The organism is Pseudomonas sp. TWP3-1, from assembly GCF_049896625.1.
Taxonomy (GTDB): domain Bacteria; phylum Pseudomonadota; class Gammaproteobacteria; order Pseudomonadales; family Pseudomonadaceae; genus Aquipseudomonas.
The window spans coordinates 37,039-53,074 of the sequence record NZ_JAFCUQ010000004.1 but is presented as its reverse complement, the minus strand read 5'-3'; the positions used below and the strand labels follow the sequence as shown (position 1 = coordinate 53,074).

Genomic DNA, 16,036 nt, shown 5'->3' with positions numbered 1-16,036 from the left:
CTTCTTGGCTTTTGCGCCAGCATGAAAAAGCCCGCCATTTCGGCGGGCTGTTTCGATGCAGCAAGATCAGAGCAGGAAAATTGTCGCCAGCCCGAGGAAGATGAAGAAACCACCACTGTCGGTCATGGCCGTGATCATCACACTCGCGCCCATTGCCGGGTCGCGCCCCATCTTCGCCAGCGTCATCGGGATCAACACGCCCATCAGCGCCGCCAGCAGCAAGTTGAGCGTCATCGCCGCTGTCATCACCACACCCAGCGACCAGCTGCCATACAGCAGATAGGCGACCACACCGATCACCCCGCCCCAGACCAGACCGTTGATCAAGCCAACTGCCAGTTCCTTGCGCATCAGACGCGAGGTGTTGCCGGTACTGACCTGATCGAGCGCCATCGCGCGTACGATCATGGTGATGGTCTGGTTACCCGAGTTACCGCCAATGCCCGCCACGATCGGCATCAGCGCCGCGAGGGCGACCAGCTTCTCGATCGAGCCTTCAAACAGGCCAATCACTCGCGATGCGATAAATGCAGTGATCAGGTTGACCGCCAGCCACGCCCAACGGTTGCGCAGGGATTTCCACACGGAGGCGAAGATATCTTCCTCTTCGCGCAGACCGGCCATGTTGAGAACTTCGCTTTCGCTCTCTTCACGGATCAGGTCGACCATTTCATCGATGGTCAGACGGCCGATCAGCTTGCCGTTCTTGTCGACCACCGGGGCCGAGATCAAGTCGTAACGCTCGAACGCCTGAGCGGCGTCGTAGGCGTCCTCATCCGGGTGGAAACTCACCGGATCGCTGGCCATGACTTCCGCCACCTGCTTGTCCGGGTCGTTGACCAGCAGACGCTTGATCGGCAGCACGCCTTTGAGCACGCCGTCGTAATCGACCACAAACAGTTTATCGGTATGCCCCGGCAGCTCTTTGAGACGGCGCAGATAGCGCAGAACCACTTCGAGACTGACGTCCTCACGGATGGTCACCATCTCGAAGTCCATCAGCGCACCGACCTGCTCCTCGTCGTAGGACAGGGCCGACCGCACGCGCTCACGCTGCTGATTGTCCAGCGTCTCCATCAGCTCATGGACGACGTCTCGCGGCAGCTCGGAAGCCAGGTCAGCAAGTTCGTCGGCATCCATGTCCTTGGCCGCAGCCAGGAGCTCGTGATCGTCCATGTCGGCGATCAGCGTTTCACGTACGGAATCGGATACTTCGAGAAGAATGTCGCCGTCGCGGTCGGCCTTGACCAGTTGCCAGAGCGTCAGACGGTCGTCCAGCGGCAAGGCTTCAAGAATGTAGGCGACGTCGGCGGAGTGCAGATCATCGAGCTTGCGTTGCAACTCGACGAGATTTTGCCGGTGGACCAGGTTCTCGACCCGGTCATGATGTGCGCCTTCCTGGCGATGCGTCAGGTCTTCGACGACCCGCTGGCGCTGCAGCAGCTCAACGACTTGAGCCAGGCGATCCTGCAGGCTTTCCTGTGTTTTCTTTACTTCGATTTGAGACATAGGCGAACTCCACTCCCAGCAGCGGGGCACGCCGGAAGGATCAATCAGTCAATTCATGATTGGAAAAACGGGATACTGAACAACTACTGGGTAAGTCCATGGAGGTTTTCCATAAGCCCCGGCGGGGCTGACGGGCGCAATGATACACCGCCTGACGGTTTTAAACGTTAAAAAATCCAGCTTGAAACAAGCGCTTGCGAGACAAACCTGAGCGCCGCGCTGATCCATGCAAGTGCGACGACTCATCCTGAAAAGAAAGCACACTCGCGGCAGACGGCGCAGCGACTAACCTTGACCGGGTAACGTCATGGAGGACGTCGAATGCCATTGAAAACAGCTCGTTTTGTACTGACCACCCTGCTCTACCTGCCTCCCGCCGCGAATGCGGCCACTCTGCATCGCTGCGAAGCGCCTGACGGCAGCATCACGTTCACCACGCTTAGTTGCGCGAATGACGAGCAGCTGTCGCTACAGGAAGTTCGGCCCTACTCGCCCGGCTCGACCGTGACACTGCTACCCGAGGCGCGCCACGAAGAAACATCCGGTATGAATAGCAGAACTCGCCAGTTGGGCGTCATCGGACGAAACCATGACAAATGTGGAGATCTGATCGACGCCAGACAGCGGCGCGAAGCAATCATCAATCAGCGCGTTGTCGTCGGCATGAATCAGCAGGATGTGGAAAGCGCACTCGGCAAACCGGACAAGGTCGGCATTCGTAATTCGACCACGACCTATCGCTACGACCTCAAGAAAGGCCGAAGTGCACAAATTGATTTTGATGAGAAAGGCTGCGTGACCGGAAAAACCAAATCCCGGACAGCAAAAAGCCCGCGTTAAACGCGGGCTTTTCGGTATATGGTGCACTCGACAGGATTCGAACCTGTGACCGCTCGGTTCGTAGCCGAGTACTCTATCCAGCTGAGCTACGAGTGCATTTGTGTTTTTAGACCAGATCACAACTGGCTGAAGCCAAGTTTATTGCATTGCTGCAATTAACTCTTAAATGGTGCACTCGACAGGATTCGAACCTGTGACCGCTCGGTTCGTAGCCGAGTACTCTATCCAGCTGAGCTACGAGTGCAGGTGTGTTTGATAGACCAGATCACATCTGGTTGAAGCCAAGTCACTTGCATCGCTACAACTGACTCTTAAATGGTGCACTCGACAGGATTCGAACCTGTGACCGCTCGGTTCGTAGCCGAGTACTCTATCCAGCTGAGCTACGAGTGCATTTGTTGCGCCGCATTATAGCCCGTCTAATCTCTATTCCAACCACTTTTTCTAGTAATTTCAACAACTTACCGAAAAAGCCAGATTACGACGTACTAAGCAAATAATGGCGGAGAACGGGGGATTCGAACCCCCGACACCCTTTTGAGGTGTACTCCCTTAGCAGGGGAGCGCCTTCGGCCACTCGGCCAGCTCTCCGCAACACGGGGCGTATCTTAACCAACCTTTTCCCCGTTTGCAAACATAAAAAACGATAAAAATTAATGGCTTGGTTCTTCGTCCTTCTCTTTCTTTATACGCAGGTAAATTTCTTCACGGTGCACGGCAACCTCTTTCGGGGCGTTGACGCCGATACGCACTTGATTTCCTTTAACGCCGAGCACCGTCACGGTGATTTCGCCATCACCAATGATCAGGCTTTCCGCGCACCGACGGGTCAGAATCAGCATACCTTTATCCTCACGCAATTCAGTTCAGGGACAACAGTCTGGAAAAAAAGGCACCCGACCTACAACCGGAGCGATCGCAGCCCTACATGCCTGAGTATTGACCAGCGCGCGCAAAAGAACAGATCCAGCGGCGCGCCATTCAAAAAATAAAGGGCGCGGTCAGACCGCGCCCTTCAGACAACGCATCACTCGCCCTGACGGGCCGGAGCGTCGAGTTCGAAAGCCGTGTGCAGGGCGCGCACAGCCAGTTCCAGGTATTTCTCTTCGATCACGACGGAAACCTTGATTTCCGAAGTCGAGATCATCTGGATATTGATGCTTTCTTTTGCCAGGGATTCGAACATGCGGCTGGCCACACCTGCGTGGGAACGCATGCCGACGCCGACGATCGAGACCTTGGCGATCTTGATGTCGCCAACCACTTCACGGGCACCGATCTCGCGAGCGGTGTTTTCCAGCACGGTCTGTGCGGCCTGGAAGTCATTACGGTGCACGGTGAACGTGAAGTCGGTGGTGTTATCGTGCGCAACGTTCTGCACGATCATGTCGACTTCGATGTTCGCGCCACTGATCGGGCCAAGAATCTTGAAAGCTACGCCCGGGGTGTCTGGCACACCACGGATGGTCAGCTTGGCTTCATCGCGATTGAAAGCGATGCCGGAAATGATCGGCTGTTCCATGGTTTCCTCTTCATCAATAGTAATGAGGGTACCCGGACCCTCCTTGAAGCTGTGCAGTACGCGCAGCGGGACGTTGTACTTGCCGGCGAATTCCACCGCGCGGATCTGCAGCACCTTGGAACCGAGGCTGGCCATTTCCAGCATCTCTTCGAAGGTGATCTTGTCCAGACGCTGAGCGACGGATACCACACGCGGGTCAGTGGTGTAGACACCATCGACGTCGGTGTAGATCTGGCACTCGTCAGCCTTCAGTGCAGCGGCAAGCGCCACACCGGTGGTGTCCGAACCGCCACGCCCCAGCGTGGTGATGTTGCCGTGTTCGTCGACGCCCTGGAAACCGGCGACAACCACAACGCGGCCAGCCTTCAGGTCACCACGAATCTTCTGGTCATCAATCTGCAAGATACGCGCTTTATTGTGCGCGCTGTCCGTCAGGATCCGCACCTGATTGCCGGTGTACGACACCGCCGGCACACCGCGCTTGATCAGCGCCATAGCCAACAGTGCGATGGTCACCTGCTCGCCAGTGGAAACGATGACATCCAGTTCACGCGGAACCGGTTGCTCGTCGCCACTGATTTGCTTGGCCAGATCGATCAGACGGTTGGTCTCGCCGCTCATTGCAGACAGCACAACCACCAGGTCATCGCCGGCATCGCGGAATTTCTTAACCTTGTCGGCGACCTGCTCGATTCTCTCGACAGTGCCGACCGAGGTGCCTCCAAATTTCTGTACGATCAAAGCCATTTCAAAGCCGCCTCTGCCCATGAAGGGCGCCCAATAATCACTCGAACAGCCGTCGGTCCCGCCACTAGACAGCGGGGCCGACGGGCCGTCTTATAAACCCTGCTCGACGAATGGAACGGTCAGCGCCAGTGCGCCATCCAGTGCGCCGGCGTCAACACCACCGCCCTGCGCCATGTCCGGACGACCACCGCCCTTCCCGCCCACTGCCGCAGCGGCTTGCTTCATCAAATCACCGGCTTTGAGTTGGCCAGTCAGGTCTTTGGTCACGCCTGCAACCAGAACGACCTTTTCCTCATGGACACTGCCGAGCAGGATCACTGCGCGGCCGAGTTTGTTTTTCAGTTGATCGACCAGCGCCAGCAGCGCTTTGGCGTCCTGACCGTCGAGACGCACGGCCAGCACTTTCACGCCTTTGACATCCAGTGCCGAGGCCGACAGATCGTCGCCCGCAGCGCTGGCAGCCTTGGCTTGCAACTGCTCGAGTTGCTTCTCCAGCAGACGGTTGCGCTCGAGCACAGCCGACAGCTTGTCGATCAGGTTGTCGCGGCTGCCCTTGACGAGGGTGGCCGCTTCCTTGAGTTGTTCTTCTGCCGCGTTCAGATAAGCCAGCGCCGCAGCGCCGGTCACCGCTTCGATACGACGCACGCCCGAAGCCACACCGCCTTCGCTGATGATTTTCAGCAGACCGATGTCGCCGGTACGGTTGGCGTGGATGCCGCCGCACAGCTCGACGGAGAAATCGCCGCCCATGCTCAGCACGCGCACGTTGTCGCCGTACTTCTCGCCGAACAGCGCCATCGCGCCTTTCTGCTTGGCGGTTTCGATGTCGGTTTCTTCGGTTTCAACCGCAGAGTTCTTGCGAATCTCGGCGTTGACGATGTCTTCCAGCGCCTTGATCTGCTCAGGCTTGATCGACTCGAAATGGCTGAAGTCGAAGCGCAGGCGCTGACTGTCGACCAACGAACCTTTCTGCTGAACGTGCTCGCCCAGCACCTGACGCAATGCGGCGTGCAGCAAGTGCGTGGCCGAGTGGTTCAGCGCAGTGGCGTGACGCACTTCGGCATCGACATGGGTTTCAACCGGCGCGCCGATGGTCAGGCTGCCCGACGCCAACACGCCGTGGTGCAGGAATGCGCCGCCAGTCTTGGTGGTGTCGCGGACGTCGAAACGGGCGTTGCCGGCCTGGAGGAAACCGCAGTCGCCGATCTGGCCGCCGGATTCGGCGTAGAAAGGCGTCTGGTTGAGAACGATCACGCCCTCCTCGCCTTCACTGAGTACGTCGACCGACTGGCCTTCTTTATAGATGGCGACAATTTTCGCCGAACCGCTGGTGGCCTTGTAGCCGGTGAACTCGGTGGCCACGTCGACTTTGACCAGCGTGTTGTAGTCCAGACCGAACGAGCTGGCGGAACGTGCACGGACGCGCTGGGCCTCCATCTCACGTTCAAAACCGGCTTCGTCGACCGTCAGGCTGCGCTCGCGGGCGATATCCGCGGTCAGGTCCATCGGGAAACCGTAGGTGTCGTAGAGTTTGAACACCACGTCGCCCGGCACCACGGTGCCTTTGAGCTCCAGCAGGTCCTGCTCGAGAATCTTCAGGCCGTGCTCCAGGGTCTTGGAGAACTGCTCTTCTTCGGCCTTGAGTACGCGCTCGATGTTGCTCTGCTGCTTTTTCAGTTCCGGGAAAGCTTCGCCCATCTCGGCGACCAGCGCCGCGACGATCTTGTAGAAGAAGCTGCCGGTAGCGCCGAGCTTGTTCCCGTGACGGCAGGCGCGACGGATGATCCGGCGCAGCACGTAGCCGCGACCTTCGTTGGACGGCAGCACGCCGTCGGCGATCAGGAAACCGCACGAACGAATGTGGTCGGACACAACCTTGAGCGACGACTGATCGCCATTCTCGCAGCCGATGGCTTCGGCCGAAGCTTTCAGCAGGTTCTTGAACAGGTCGATGTCGTAGTTGGAGTTGACGTGCTGCATCACCGCACTGATCCGCTCCAGGCCCATGCCGGTATCCACCGACGGCGCTGGCAACGGATGCAACACGCCATCGGCGGTGCGGTTGAACTGCATGAACACGTTGTTCCAGATCTCGATGTAACGGTCGCCGTCTTCTTCCGGCGAGCCCGGTGGGCCGCCCCAGATGTGGTCGCCGTGATCGTAGAAAATCTCGGTGCATGGGCCGCACGGGCCGGTATCGCCCATGGTCCAGAAATTGTCGGACGCGTATGGCGCGCCTTTGTTGTCGCCGATGCGGATCATGCGCTCGGCCGGCACGCCGATTTTCTGGGTCCAGATGTCATACGCTTCGTCGTCCGAGGCGTACACGGTGACCCAGAGTTTTTCCTTCGGCAGTTGCAGAACGCCAGTCAGGAAGGTCCAGGCGTAGGTGATCGCGTCGTGCTTGAAATAGTCACCGAAGCTGAAGTTGCCGAGCATTTCGAAGAACGTGTGGTGACGAGCGGTATAACCGACGTTTTCCAGGTCACTGTTCTTGCCACCGGCGCGCACGCATTTCTGGCTACTGGTCGCACGGGTATACGCACGTTTTTCCTGGCCCAGGAAGCAGTCCTTGAACTGGTTCATCCCCGCGTTAGTGAACAGCAGGGTTGGATCGTTGCCCGGAATCAAAGAGCTGGAGGCTACACGGGTGTGACCTTGTTCTTCGAAGAAGCGAAGGAAGGCTTCACGGATTTCTGCGCTTTTCATTAGGTTCTTCCACGGAGGCTGCGGCCAAAGGCCTGTGCGAAACGTCAACAGACGAAGCGACGGCAAAGGGCCGCATTATATCGGCCCTGCGCGCGGGGTACAGCGTGTTTATACGATAGAAACGGTCAATTGGACGGCTAACGCTGTCAGTTGCGCGAAAACTCGACGAATGTCGCGATCACTTGCTCGATTTGCGCGCGACTGACGTCCATGTGCGTGACCATCCGCAGACGACCGGCAGCACTCAATTTGATCCCACGCTCGGCGGCAAACCGCTTGATCGCTTCGGCCTGGTCGCCGATCTGCAGGTAAACCATGTTGGTCTGCACCGGTTCAACGGCATAACCGGCCTCGCGCAGTCCGTCCGCGAGAAACTGTGCATTGGCATGATCATCGGCCAGACGTTCGACGTTGTGATCCAGCGCATACAGCCCCGCCGCCGCCAACAATCCCGCCTGACGCATACCGCCGCCAACCATTTTGCGCAGGCGTCGGGCCTTGCCGATCAGCTCGACAGAACCGCACAGCACCGAACCGACCGGCGCGCCGAGTCCTTTGGACAGGCACACCGAGACCGAATCGAAATGCTGGGTGATGTCCCGCGCATCAACGCCCAGCTTGGCCGCCGCGTTGTACAACCGCGCGCCATCCAGATGCAGCTGGAGGCCGTTGTCCCGAGTAAATTTGCGCGCCCGGAGCAGATATTCCAGCGGCAGCACTTTGCCCTGCATGGTGTTTTCCAGCGCCAACAGCCGCGTGCGGGCGAAATGGAAGTCATCAGGCTTGATCGCCGCCGCGACCTGATCCAGATCCAGCGAACCGTCAGCCTGCACTTCCAGTGGCTGTGGCTGAATCGAGCCAAGCACCGCCGCCCCACCACCCTCGTATTTGTAGGTGTGCGCCTGCTGACCGACGATGTATTCGTCGCCGCGCTCACAGTGCGCCATGAGGCCCAACAGGTTGCTCATGGTGCCGGTCGGGACGAACAGCGCAGCGGCGAAACCCAGCCGTTTTGTCAGTTCGGCTTCCAGACGATTGACCGTCGGATCTTCGCCATAAACGTCGTCGCCGGTGTCCGCAGCGGTCATCGCCTCGAGCATGGCGGCGGTCGGTTGGGTGACGGTGTCGCTGCGAAGATCGATAACGCTCATGAACCTGGCCTCAATTCAGCAGGGGAAATCCCTTTACCAAGGAGGATTACTGCGGGCATGGCGCGGATTAATCAAGCCCACGCTCAGGAAAAGTCGTTTCGTCCGGTCAAAAAACTCGATAGCAATCATCACAAAGGCGCAATGCACGGCCCGCGAATCTGTGTTAAAAACGCTGCGCCGCCCGACAAAGGGCGGCACAAACGTTCTCAGGGCGGGGTGCAATTCCCCACCGGCGGTAATTGCGCGCAACGCGCATAGCCCGCGAGCGCTTGGCGACGGACACGGCAATGGCTGTGCTCGACGGCAAGGTCAGCAGACCCGGTGTGATCCCGGGGCCGACGGTCATAGTCCGGATGAAGAGAGAACGGGATTAACGCCAAAGGGCCGCCTGCCGCATTCGTGCGAGTGCGCGCACCCTTGAATCCCTTTCGATTCATATCGCCCTGTTTTTCATACAAAACAGGAGTCAGAACATGCAACCCACCGCAATCGACAGCAAAAGCAAACACTCTCACGGCGAGCGCGTAGCGTTTATCCAGGCTTGCTGGCACAAGGAAATCGTCGACCAGAGCCGTAAAGGCTTCCTTACCGAAATGCTCGCTCAGGGTTATCAGGAATCGGACATCGACTTTTTCGAAGTTGGCGGCGCATTCGAAATGCCCCTGCACGCCAAGCTGCTGGCGAAAACCGGTCGTTACGCCGGTATCGTTGCCGCAGCACTGGTGGTGGACGGTGGAATCTACCGTCACGAGTTCGTCGCCCAGTCCGTTGTCAGCGGCCTGATGCAGGTACAGCTGGAAACCGAAGTGCCGGTGTTCTCGGTGTCCCTGACCCCGCACCACTTCCATGCTGGCGAAGAACACCAGAAGTTCTTCTTCGAGCATTTCGTGCACAAGGGTCAGGAAGCGGCGAAGACTTGTGCGGATACGCTGTTGAAAGTGCGAGCATTGCGCCGCACTGAGCCGCGTGCGGTAGCGGTCTGATTAAACCCAAGTTGAGTGAGGTCTTGGACTTCACTCAAACCACTGTGGGAACAGGCTTGCCCAAAGATTGAATCAGGCGAGGTTTTCGTCGGTGCTCGGCACGATCAGGATGCCTGCGCGCAAGCCGTTCTTGACCTTCGGGTTGGGGAAGATAATCCGCGCACCCGGCTCTTCGATGACCCAGCGGGTCTGGGCGATGTCTTCGGCCAGTACGTAACCCACTTCCAGTTCAGAAAAGTTCTCGACGTCCGCCGGCAGATTCAAGCGGAAGCTGTCGCTGTGCTTGATGATCTCGCGCGCCACGCTGAACAGCTGCAAACCGTCCAGCCCTTGTTCGGCCAGCTCTGGCTCATTGCCTTCGATGATCTGTTGCAGGCGGGTTTCCAGCAGAGACACGTTGACGCCGTCGTTGTGCCCGAACGGCCGCGCCTTGCCCAACTCCAGGGTGAAAGCCTCGGCATCGAGCTTGTCGTAAGTGTAAGAACTGAACACGATTGACGGTTTGTTCTGCAACAGCACCGCCTCCATGCCCGCCGCACGCAGCCGCGCCAGTTCACGGCGGGAATGCTGACGCCCGTCTTTCCACGGATACAAAGCGAACTGTTCGATCTTCGAACCACGGATCGCCGTGTGCAGGTCGTAATGCAGACGCTGACGATCAGGCAGACTGAAGAAACTCGCGGCCAGCCTTTCCAGTTCACAGGCACGCAGCGCTTCGGAGCCGCTGCTTTGTTCGTGACGGCCGTTGAACAGCCGATTGACGTCCTGCTCGATGAAACGCTCGCCTTTGCGAATCGCTTCCGGATTGCCGAACAGGAACAGAATGCGTGCGCGCGGCTTCAAGTCGCCGCGAGCGATGTCATGCAGCAACCGATCCAGCAGCTCGATCGGTGCAGTTTCGTTGCCGTGGATCCCGGCTGACAGCAGCAGGTCCAGGCCATTGTCGCGTGCTTCGGGTGGCCGCACTTCCAGCGCACCTTCGCTCAACCAGCGCATCCGCACGCCTTCGACAGTCAGTTGAGTCTTCTCCGCCGGTTCGCGGCCGGCGAGGGTCAGTTCAAGCAGTTTGCCGAGGGCGAGCATAGAGCGTTTTCCTTAATGGTCGTGGTTGCAATCCGGGCCGTGCACATGGTCTTCGTCGTCGCCGACGTCGGCCGGTTCCATTTCCAGTTGCAGACTTACCAGATTAGTCGCCAATGGGCGCAGCAGCAGGTTGGCATATTCGGCGTCGCCTTCTTCGACGTCCACGCCGATCAGCAACTGGCCACGGCCGTCCTGCTGGATCCACAGCTCTTTGCCTTGCCACAGTACCGCGACGCGGGTGCAGGACGTTTCCAGTTGCGTGCCGTCGGTGTCTTCAAGGATCAGCTGCAGGGTATCGCTCATGTCTTTACGCTCTCTTCGGGAGATGCAGCCGCGCGCCGTTTCGAGGCGGCGCGCCGGCTATCAATTGATCTGGAATGGATAAACCGAGCCCAGTTTAAGGATTTGCGTCAGTTCATCCAGTGCCGTCCGGCATTCAAGCAGCAATTGCGGATCGGCCAGGTCGCTTTCGCGCAGGCTGTCGCGATAGTGCTTCTCGACCCATTCGGTCAAGGAACCGTACAACGGCGCCGTCATGATAACGCCTGGATTGACCGCCGCCAGTTCGGTTTCGTTGAGCGCCACGCGCAACCTCAGGCAAGCAGGGCCACCGCCGTTCTGCATGCTTTGCTTGAGATCGAAAACTTTCACTTCGCGGATCAGCCCGCCGGAGCTGGTCAAACCTTGCAGGTAGTTCCACACGCGTTCGTTGCCACGGCATTCTTCCGGAACAATCAACAGCATCGAGCCGTCAGGACGCGACAGAAGCTGGCTATTGAACAAGTAGGAACGCACCGCGTCATCCACCGTTACCGCGGAACGCGGAACACACACTGACTGAAATTTCCCACCGACTTTGGCGAGCTTTCCTTGTAGCTCGGCAAGCATCTGTTCGGTGTCGAGGAACGCGTCCTCGTGATAGAACAGCACCTCACCGTTACCCACCGCGATCACGTCGTTGTGGAACACGCCCTGATCGATCACCGCCGGATTCTGCTGGGCAAAGACCACGCCGTCGTCGCTAAGACCGTGCAAACGAGCAACAGCTTGCGACGCTTCGAGGGTCTGCCGCGCAGGGTATTTCTGCGGCGCCGGGTAACGGGTGTCGAACGCACTGCGACCAAACACGAAAAACTCGACGCCGGGCTCACCGTATTCACGGCAGAAACGCGTGTGGTTGGCCGCGCCTTCATCGCCGAACTGCGCCACCGCCGGCAATGCGGCGTGATGGGCGAAGTGCTGCTGATCGGCGAACATTGCACCGAGCACGCGGCTGGTAGTCGGGTGTTCGATGCTGCGGTGGTATTTGCAGTTGAGGTTGGCGGCGGTGAAATGCACGCGGCCATCCGCAGTGTCGGCGCTCGGGCTGACGGTGGCGGCGTTGGCCACCCACATGCTCGACGCCGAGCAACTGGCGACCAGCAACGGCATGGCTTCCTTGGCAGCGCGTTCGATCACTTGCGCGTCAGTGCCACCGAAACCCAGACGGCGCAAAGCGGCCACGTCCGGACGTTCCTGTGGCGCCAGAACGCCCTGCTGAAAGCCCATTTCCATCAGCGCTTTCATTTTCGCCAGGCCTTGCAGCGCGGCTTCTTTCGGGTTGGAAGACTGCTGGCTGTTGCTCTGGGACGCAACGTTACCGTAGGACAGACCGCCGTAGTTATGGGTCGGCCCCACTAGACCGTCAAAATTGACTTCATAGGATTTCATCAGCGAGGCTCCACGAGAATCTGTTGTTATAGGCTTCAGTAACTGTTCAGTAAGACTGCGGTGAGGCTATCGCTGGCAAGCCAGCTCCCACAGGGTTAGTGGTGTTCACAGATTCTGTGCACGACGCAATTCCTGTGGGAGCTGGCTTGCCAGCGATTGGCATCACCCCATCTTCACGCCAGGCGTCAATGTGGCAGGCATCACCAGGCTCGGTGTCTCCAGCGACGCAACTGGGTACGCGCAGTAATCCGCCGCGTAGTAGGCGCTGGCGCGATGGTTGCCCGAAGCGCCGACACCGCCGAACGGTGCGCTGCTCGCAGCACCGGTCAGTTGCTTGTTCCAGTTGACGATCCCGGCGCGGCTTTCCAGCCAGAACTGCTGATAGCGATCTTCCGAATCCGACAGCAAACCTGCGGCCAGACCGTAAGCGGTGTCGTTGGCTTCGCTGATCGCTGCGGCGAAATCGGCGTAGCGGATCACTTGCAGCAGCGGACCGAACAGTTCTTCGTCCGGACGCTCAGCCACTGCGGTCACATCAACAATACCCGGCGTCAGCAGCGCGGCTTGCGCCTGCGGCTGAGTCATGTCCAGCAGCGATACCGCGCCGTTGGCCAGCAGATGCGCCTGAGCATCCATCAGCGCTTTGGCCGCGCCCAAGGAAATCACCGAGCCCATGAACGGTGCCGGTTGTTGATCGAACGCGCCGACTTCGATGGTCGCGCTGACTTCAACCAGACGCTTGAGCAGGCTGTCGCCCCATGCGCCTTGCGGTACCAGCAGACGCCGGGCGCAAGTGCAGCGCTGACCGGCAGAAATGAATGCCGACTGAATAATCGTGTAAACCGCCGCGTCGAGGTCAGCCACCTGATCGACCACCAGCGGATTGTTGCCACCCATTTCCAGCGCCAGGATTTTGTCCGGGCGACCAGCGAATTGCTGATGCAGGTGATTGCCGGTGCGGCTGGAACCGGTGAAGAACAGACCGTCGATCCCAGGGTTCGCCGCCAGCGCAATGCCGGTTTCGCGAGCGCCTTGCAGCAGGTTCAGAACGCCAGCCGGCAGACCGGCTTCGATCCAGCACTTGACCGTCAGCTCGGCGACTTTCGGGGTCAATTCGCTCGGTTTGAACAGCACACTGTTACCGGCCAGCAGCGCCGGCACGATGTGCCCGTTGGGCAAGTGGCCGGGGAAGTTATAAGGGCCGAACACCGCAACCACGCCGTGTGGTTTGTGGCGCAGCACGGCAGTGGCGTCGCCCAGCGGGCCGCTCTTCTCGCCGGTACGTTCGCGGTAGCTTTGTACCGAAATCGCGATCTTGTTGATCATGCTGGTGACTTCGGTCGCGGCTTCCCACAGCGGTTTGCCGGTTTCCTCACCGATGGTGCGGGCCAGTTCTTCACTGTGATTTTTCAGCGCGGCGGCGAACGCTTCAAGCACGCTGATGCGCTCTTCCAGCGTGCGGCGTGCCCAGCCCGGAAAGGCCTGACGCGCAGCTTGCACGGCCGACTCGACCTGAGCGGCGGTAGCGCCCTCGCCCGCCCACAAAACTTGCTGGCTCACCGGGTTCAGCGACTGGAACGCTTCGCCCTGACCGGCCAGCCATTCACCTGCGATGTATAGCGAATTCATTATTTCGACTCCCGAGCAGCGGACAACGCCACGGCGCGCACTTGATCGCCGGCGTTGAGTTGAAGACGTTTGGCGGTCTGTGGATCGACCACCAGCGTGCCGGCGGCCAGACGTGCCGGCGCAGCCGTGATGCGGCAGTCTTCGCGTTTGCGGTTATGGATGATGAACGGCGTGGCGTCGTCGCCCGGCGTACCGATCGCCAACACCAGCGCTTCGCTGTCACGCACCGCGCGAATCTTCGCGGTTTCGCATTCGACGGCCGGACCGGCGTCGAAAATATCGACGTAGCCCTGATAGCTGAAACCTTCGCTTTTGAGCATTGCCAGTGCCGGCTCGGTGTCCGGATGCACCTGGCCGATGACGTTGCGCGCGTCCGGCGACAGGAAGCAGGTGTACAGCGGAAATTTCGGCATCAGTTCGGCGATGAACGCCTTGTTGCCGACGCCGGTCAGGTAATCGGCCTGGCTGAATTCCATTTTGAAGAAGTGCCGACCGAGACTTTCCCAGAACGGCGAGCGCCCGGCGTCATCCGATACACCGCGCATTTCGGCGATGATCTTGTTGCCGAACAGTTGCGGGAATTCAGCAATGAACAGCATCCGCGCCTTGGCCAGCATGCGGCCGTTGAGGCCGGTGCGGTAATCAGCGTGCAAAAACAGCGAGCACAGTTCCGAATTGCCGGTCAGGTCGTTGGCCAGAAACAGCGTCGGAATTTCGCGGTAGATGTTCAGCTCTTGCGAGGCGCTGACGGTCAGGCCGACACGGAAGTTGTACCAAGGCTCGCGCAGACCGACAGCGCCGGCAATGGCGGAAATCCCCACCACGCGGCCGTCGTCATCTTCGAGCACGAACAGGTAGTCCGCGTCGCCACGGCCGGCTTCGCCGCGAAAGGTCTTCTCGGCCCAGCCGACCCGATGGGCCAGACGTTCTTCGTTGGCCGGCAAAGTGGTCAGGCCGGTGCCGGTGCTGCGGGCCAGGTCGATCAGAGCGGATAAATCGCTGCTGCGTACGGGACGAACAATCATGCTATCTCCTCAAACGGGCCGCCTGCGGCCACCCGTGAAACTCGCTAAGGCGTTAAACCGCCACCAGGCGCACGCTGGCACCTTCGCCGACGCCCAGGGCTTCGGCCGCTTCCAGATCCAGGGTCACCGGTTTGCCCGGCGCGTAATCCAGCTCAAGCAACACGGCGCGGTAATCCTGCAACTGGGCGTTGGCCACCAGATACTGGCGCCCGGCACCTTTGACCGGCTCGCCGATCTTCACCGGCACCACGCGGCTCTGGGCGATCGAACGGATCCCCGAAACGCGCGCATGCAGGGTCGGGCCGCCGTCGAAAATGTCGATGTAGTGATCGGTCTCGAAGCCTTCGCGCATCAGGATGTCGAAGGTGATCTGCGCACGCGGGTGCACCTGGCCCATCGCTTCTTGAGCGGAATCCGGCAGCAGCGGCACGTAGATCGGGTAATGCGGCATCAACTCGGCGAGGAACGTGCGACTTTTCAGGCCACACAGACGTTCGGCAGCAGCATAGTTGAGGTCGAAGAAGTTGCGACCGATGGCATCCCAGAACGGCGAGTCGCCGTTCTCGTCGCTGTAACCGACGATCTCGGTCACTACCGAATCGGCGAACCGCTCCGGATGGCTGGCGACGAACAGCAAGCGACCACGGGAATTGAGTTCCGACCACGGCGATCCAACCAGCTCGCGCTGCACGTAGAAACTGGTCAGCAAGCTGTTGCCGGTCAGGTCGTGGCACTGCGAAAGCACGTGGATCTTGTTGTGGATCTTCAGCTCGCGGGAGGCGTGCACGAAGGTCTCGTTGCGAAAGCTGTAGAACGGTTCGGAGTAACCGGCCGAAGCAACGATGGCCGAGCAGCCGACCAGTTTCCCGGTGGCGGTGTCTTCGAGGACGAAGAAGTAGCTCTCTTCACCGTTGAAGCTGACTTCGGCGGAAAACGACGCTTCGCTCGCGGCGATCTTGTCGCTCAGCCGTTCCACGTCATCCGGCAAGGAAGTGACACCAATCGGGCTGTCCGCAGCCAGACGCTGTACCTCGCCCAGATCAGCCATTTGCGCAGGGCGCATCACCAGCATGGTGTCACTCCTTTTCTCTTATAAATTCACAGAAGATGAAAATCCCGGGCCGTCCC

The 16,036-nt window shown here is 59.5% G+C and carries 13 protein-coding genes, 4 tRNA genes and 1 riboswitch; of the genes, 2 read left to right on the top strand and 15 right to left on the bottom strand.

The features are described from left to right. Positions 1-66: 66 nt before the first annotated feature. Positions 67-1,509: a magnesium transporter gene (mgtE, locus tag ACP7BN_RS07285; protein WP_426202817.1), complete on the bottom strand. Its 1,443-nt coding sequence runs from the start codon at positions 1,507-1,509 to the stop codon at positions 67-69. A gap of 321 nt (positions 1,510-1,830) precedes the next feature. On the opposite strand from mgtE, the gene ACP7BN_RS07280 reads away from it, so the two are divergent. Continuing rightward, entirely contained in the window at positions 1,831-2,349 is a 519-nt protein-coding gene (locus ACP7BN_RS07280; RefSeq protein WP_426202815.1) for a cell envelope protein SmpA, read from the top strand. A gap of 19 nt (positions 2,350-2,368) precedes the next feature. Here the strand turns inward: ACP7BN_RS07280 and ACP7BN_RS07275 are convergent. The 8 genes from ACP7BN_RS07275 to ltaE all read right to left on the bottom strand — a co-directional run bounded on the left by ACP7BN_RS07275 (position 2,369) and on the right by ltaE (position 8,478). Then, positions 2,369-2,445, bottom strand: a tRNA-Arg gene (locus tag ACP7BN_RS07275). 71 nt (positions 2,446-2,516) lie between these two features. After that, positions 2,517-2,593 (bottom strand) — tRNA-Arg (locus ACP7BN_RS07270). 72 nt (positions 2,594-2,665) lie between these two features. Next, positions 2,666-2,742 (bottom strand) — tRNA-Arg (locus tag ACP7BN_RS07265). Between the two features lie 107 nt (positions 2,743-2,849). Continuing rightward, positions 2,850-2,940, bottom strand: a tRNA-Ser gene (locus ACP7BN_RS07260). A 62-nt stretch (positions 2,941-3,002) separates the two neighbouring features. Next, positions 3,003-3,191 (bottom strand): carbon storage regulator CsrA, encoded by a 189-nt coding sequence (gene csrA / locus ACP7BN_RS07255; RefSeq protein WP_002554426.1) that lies wholly within the window; start codon positions 3,189-3,191, stop codon positions 3,003-3,005. A 185-nt stretch (positions 3,192-3,376) separates the two neighbouring features. Beyond that, positions 3,377-4,618, bottom strand: coding sequence for an aspartate kinase (locus ACP7BN_RS07250; protein ID WP_420646419.1), 1,242 nt, complete (start codon positions 4,616-4,618; stop codon positions 3,377-3,379). A 90-nt stretch (positions 4,619-4,708) separates the two neighbouring features. Next, complete coding sequence (gene alaS / locus ACP7BN_RS07245) at positions 4,709-7,327, bottom strand: alanine--tRNA ligase (protein WP_426202813.1); 2,619 nt, start codon at positions 7,325-7,327, stop codon at positions 4,709-4,711. Positions 7,328-7,473: 146 nt separating this feature from the next. Next, complete coding sequence (gene ltaE / locus ACP7BN_RS07240; protein ID WP_426202811.1) at positions 7,474-8,478, bottom strand: low-specificity L-threonine aldolase; 1,005 nt, start codon at positions 8,476-8,478, stop codon at positions 7,474-7,476. Between the two features lie 198 nt (positions 8,479-8,676). Continuing rightward, a riboswitch (FMN riboswitch) is annotated at positions 8,677-8,848 on the top strand. 103 nt (positions 8,849-8,951) lie between these two features. Here ltaE and ACP7BN_RS07235 point away from each other — a divergent pair. Then, positions 8,952-9,461, top strand: a complete 510-nt coding sequence (locus ACP7BN_RS07235; RefSeq protein WP_420646416.1) for a 6,7-dimethyl-8-ribityllumazine synthase — start codon at positions 8,952-8,954, stop codon at positions 9,459-9,461. A gap of 72 nt (positions 9,462-9,533) precedes the next feature. Here ACP7BN_RS07235 and astE read toward each other — a convergent pair whose 3' ends face one another. The 6 genes from astE to aruF all read right to left on the bottom strand — a co-directional run bounded on the left by astE (position 9,534) and on the right by aruF (position 15,980). Then, positions 9,534-10,544 (bottom strand): succinylglutamate desuccinylase, encoded by a 1,011-nt coding sequence (astE, locus tag ACP7BN_RS07230; protein ID WP_426202808.1) that lies wholly within the window; start codon positions 10,542-10,544, stop codon positions 9,534-9,536. A gap of 12 nt (positions 10,545-10,556) precedes the next feature. Beyond that, entirely contained in the window at positions 10,557-10,847 is a 291-nt protein-coding gene (locus ACP7BN_RS07225) for a topoisomerase II (protein ID WP_420646414.1), read from the bottom strand. 60 nt (positions 10,848-10,907) lie between these two features. After that, positions 10,908-12,254, bottom strand: a complete 1,347-nt coding sequence (gene astB, locus ACP7BN_RS07220) for an N-succinylarginine dihydrolase (protein WP_426202806.1) — start codon at positions 12,252-12,254, stop codon at positions 10,908-10,910. Between the two features lie 162 nt (positions 12,255-12,416). After that, positions 12,417-13,886 (bottom strand): succinylglutamate-semialdehyde dehydrogenase, encoded by a 1,470-nt coding sequence (gene astD / locus ACP7BN_RS07215; protein WP_426203286.1) that lies wholly within the window; start codon positions 13,884-13,886, stop codon positions 12,417-12,419. Beyond that, complete coding sequence (gene astA / locus ACP7BN_RS07210; RefSeq protein ID WP_426202804.1) at positions 13,883-14,908, bottom strand: arginine N-succinyltransferase; 1,026 nt, start codon at positions 14,906-14,908, stop codon at positions 13,883-13,885. The genes astD and astA overlap by 4 nt, the downstream gene beginning before the upstream one ends. 52 nt (positions 14,909-14,960) lie before the next feature. Beyond that, positions 14,961-15,980, bottom strand: coding sequence for an arginine/ornithine succinyltransferase subunit alpha (gene aruF / locus ACP7BN_RS07205; protein ID WP_042560545.1), 1,020 nt, complete (start codon positions 15,978-15,980; stop codon positions 14,961-14,963). Between the last annotated feature and the right edge of the window lie 56 nt (positions 15,981-16,036).

Excerpts from the sequence above, each read along its gene's own strand:
- mgtE (WP_426202817.1), bottom strand. The coding sequence starts at position 1,509 with ATGTCTCAAATCGAAGTAAAGAAAACACAGGAAAGCCTGCAGGATCGC.
- ACP7BN_RS07280 (WP_426202815.1), top strand. The coding sequence starts at position 1,831 with ATGCCATTGAAAACAGCTCGTTTTGTACTGACCACCCTGCTCTACCTG.
- csrA (WP_002554426.1), bottom strand. The coding sequence starts at position 3,191 with ATGCTGATTCTGACCCGTCGGTGCGCGGAAAGCCTGATCATTGGTGAT.
- ACP7BN_RS07250 (WP_420646419.1), bottom strand. The coding sequence starts at position 4,618 with ATGGCTTTGATCGTACAGAAATTTGGAGGCACCTCGGTCGGCACTGTC.
- alaS (WP_426202813.1), bottom strand. The coding sequence starts at position 7,327 with ATGAAAAGCGCAGAAATCCGTGAAGCCTTCCTTCGCTTCTTCGAAGAA.
- ltaE (WP_426202811.1), bottom strand. The coding sequence starts at position 8,478 with ATGAGCGTTATCGATCTTCGCAGCGACACCGTCACCCAACCGACCGCC.
- ACP7BN_RS07235 (WP_420646416.1), top strand. The coding sequence starts at position 8,952 with ATGCAACCCACCGCAATCGACAGCAAAAGCAAACACTCTCACGGCGAG.
- astE (WP_426202808.1), bottom strand. The coding sequence starts at position 10,544 with ATGCTCGCCCTCGGCAAACTGCTTGAACTGACCCTCGCCGGCCGCGAA.
- ACP7BN_RS07225 (WP_420646414.1), bottom strand. The coding sequence starts at position 10,847 with ATGAGCGATACCCTGCAGCTGATCCTTGAAGACACCGACGGCACGCAA.
- astB (WP_426202806.1), bottom strand. The coding sequence starts at position 12,254 with ATGAAATCCTATGAAGTCAATTTTGACGGTCTAGTGGGGCCGACCCAT.
- astA (WP_426202804.1), bottom strand. The coding sequence starts at position 14,908 with ATGATTGTTCGTCCCGTACGCAGCAGCGATTTATCCGCTCTGATCGAC.
- aruF (WP_042560545.1), bottom strand. The coding sequence starts at position 15,980 with ATGCTGGTGATGCGCCCTGCGCAAATGGCTGATCTGGGCGAGGTACAG.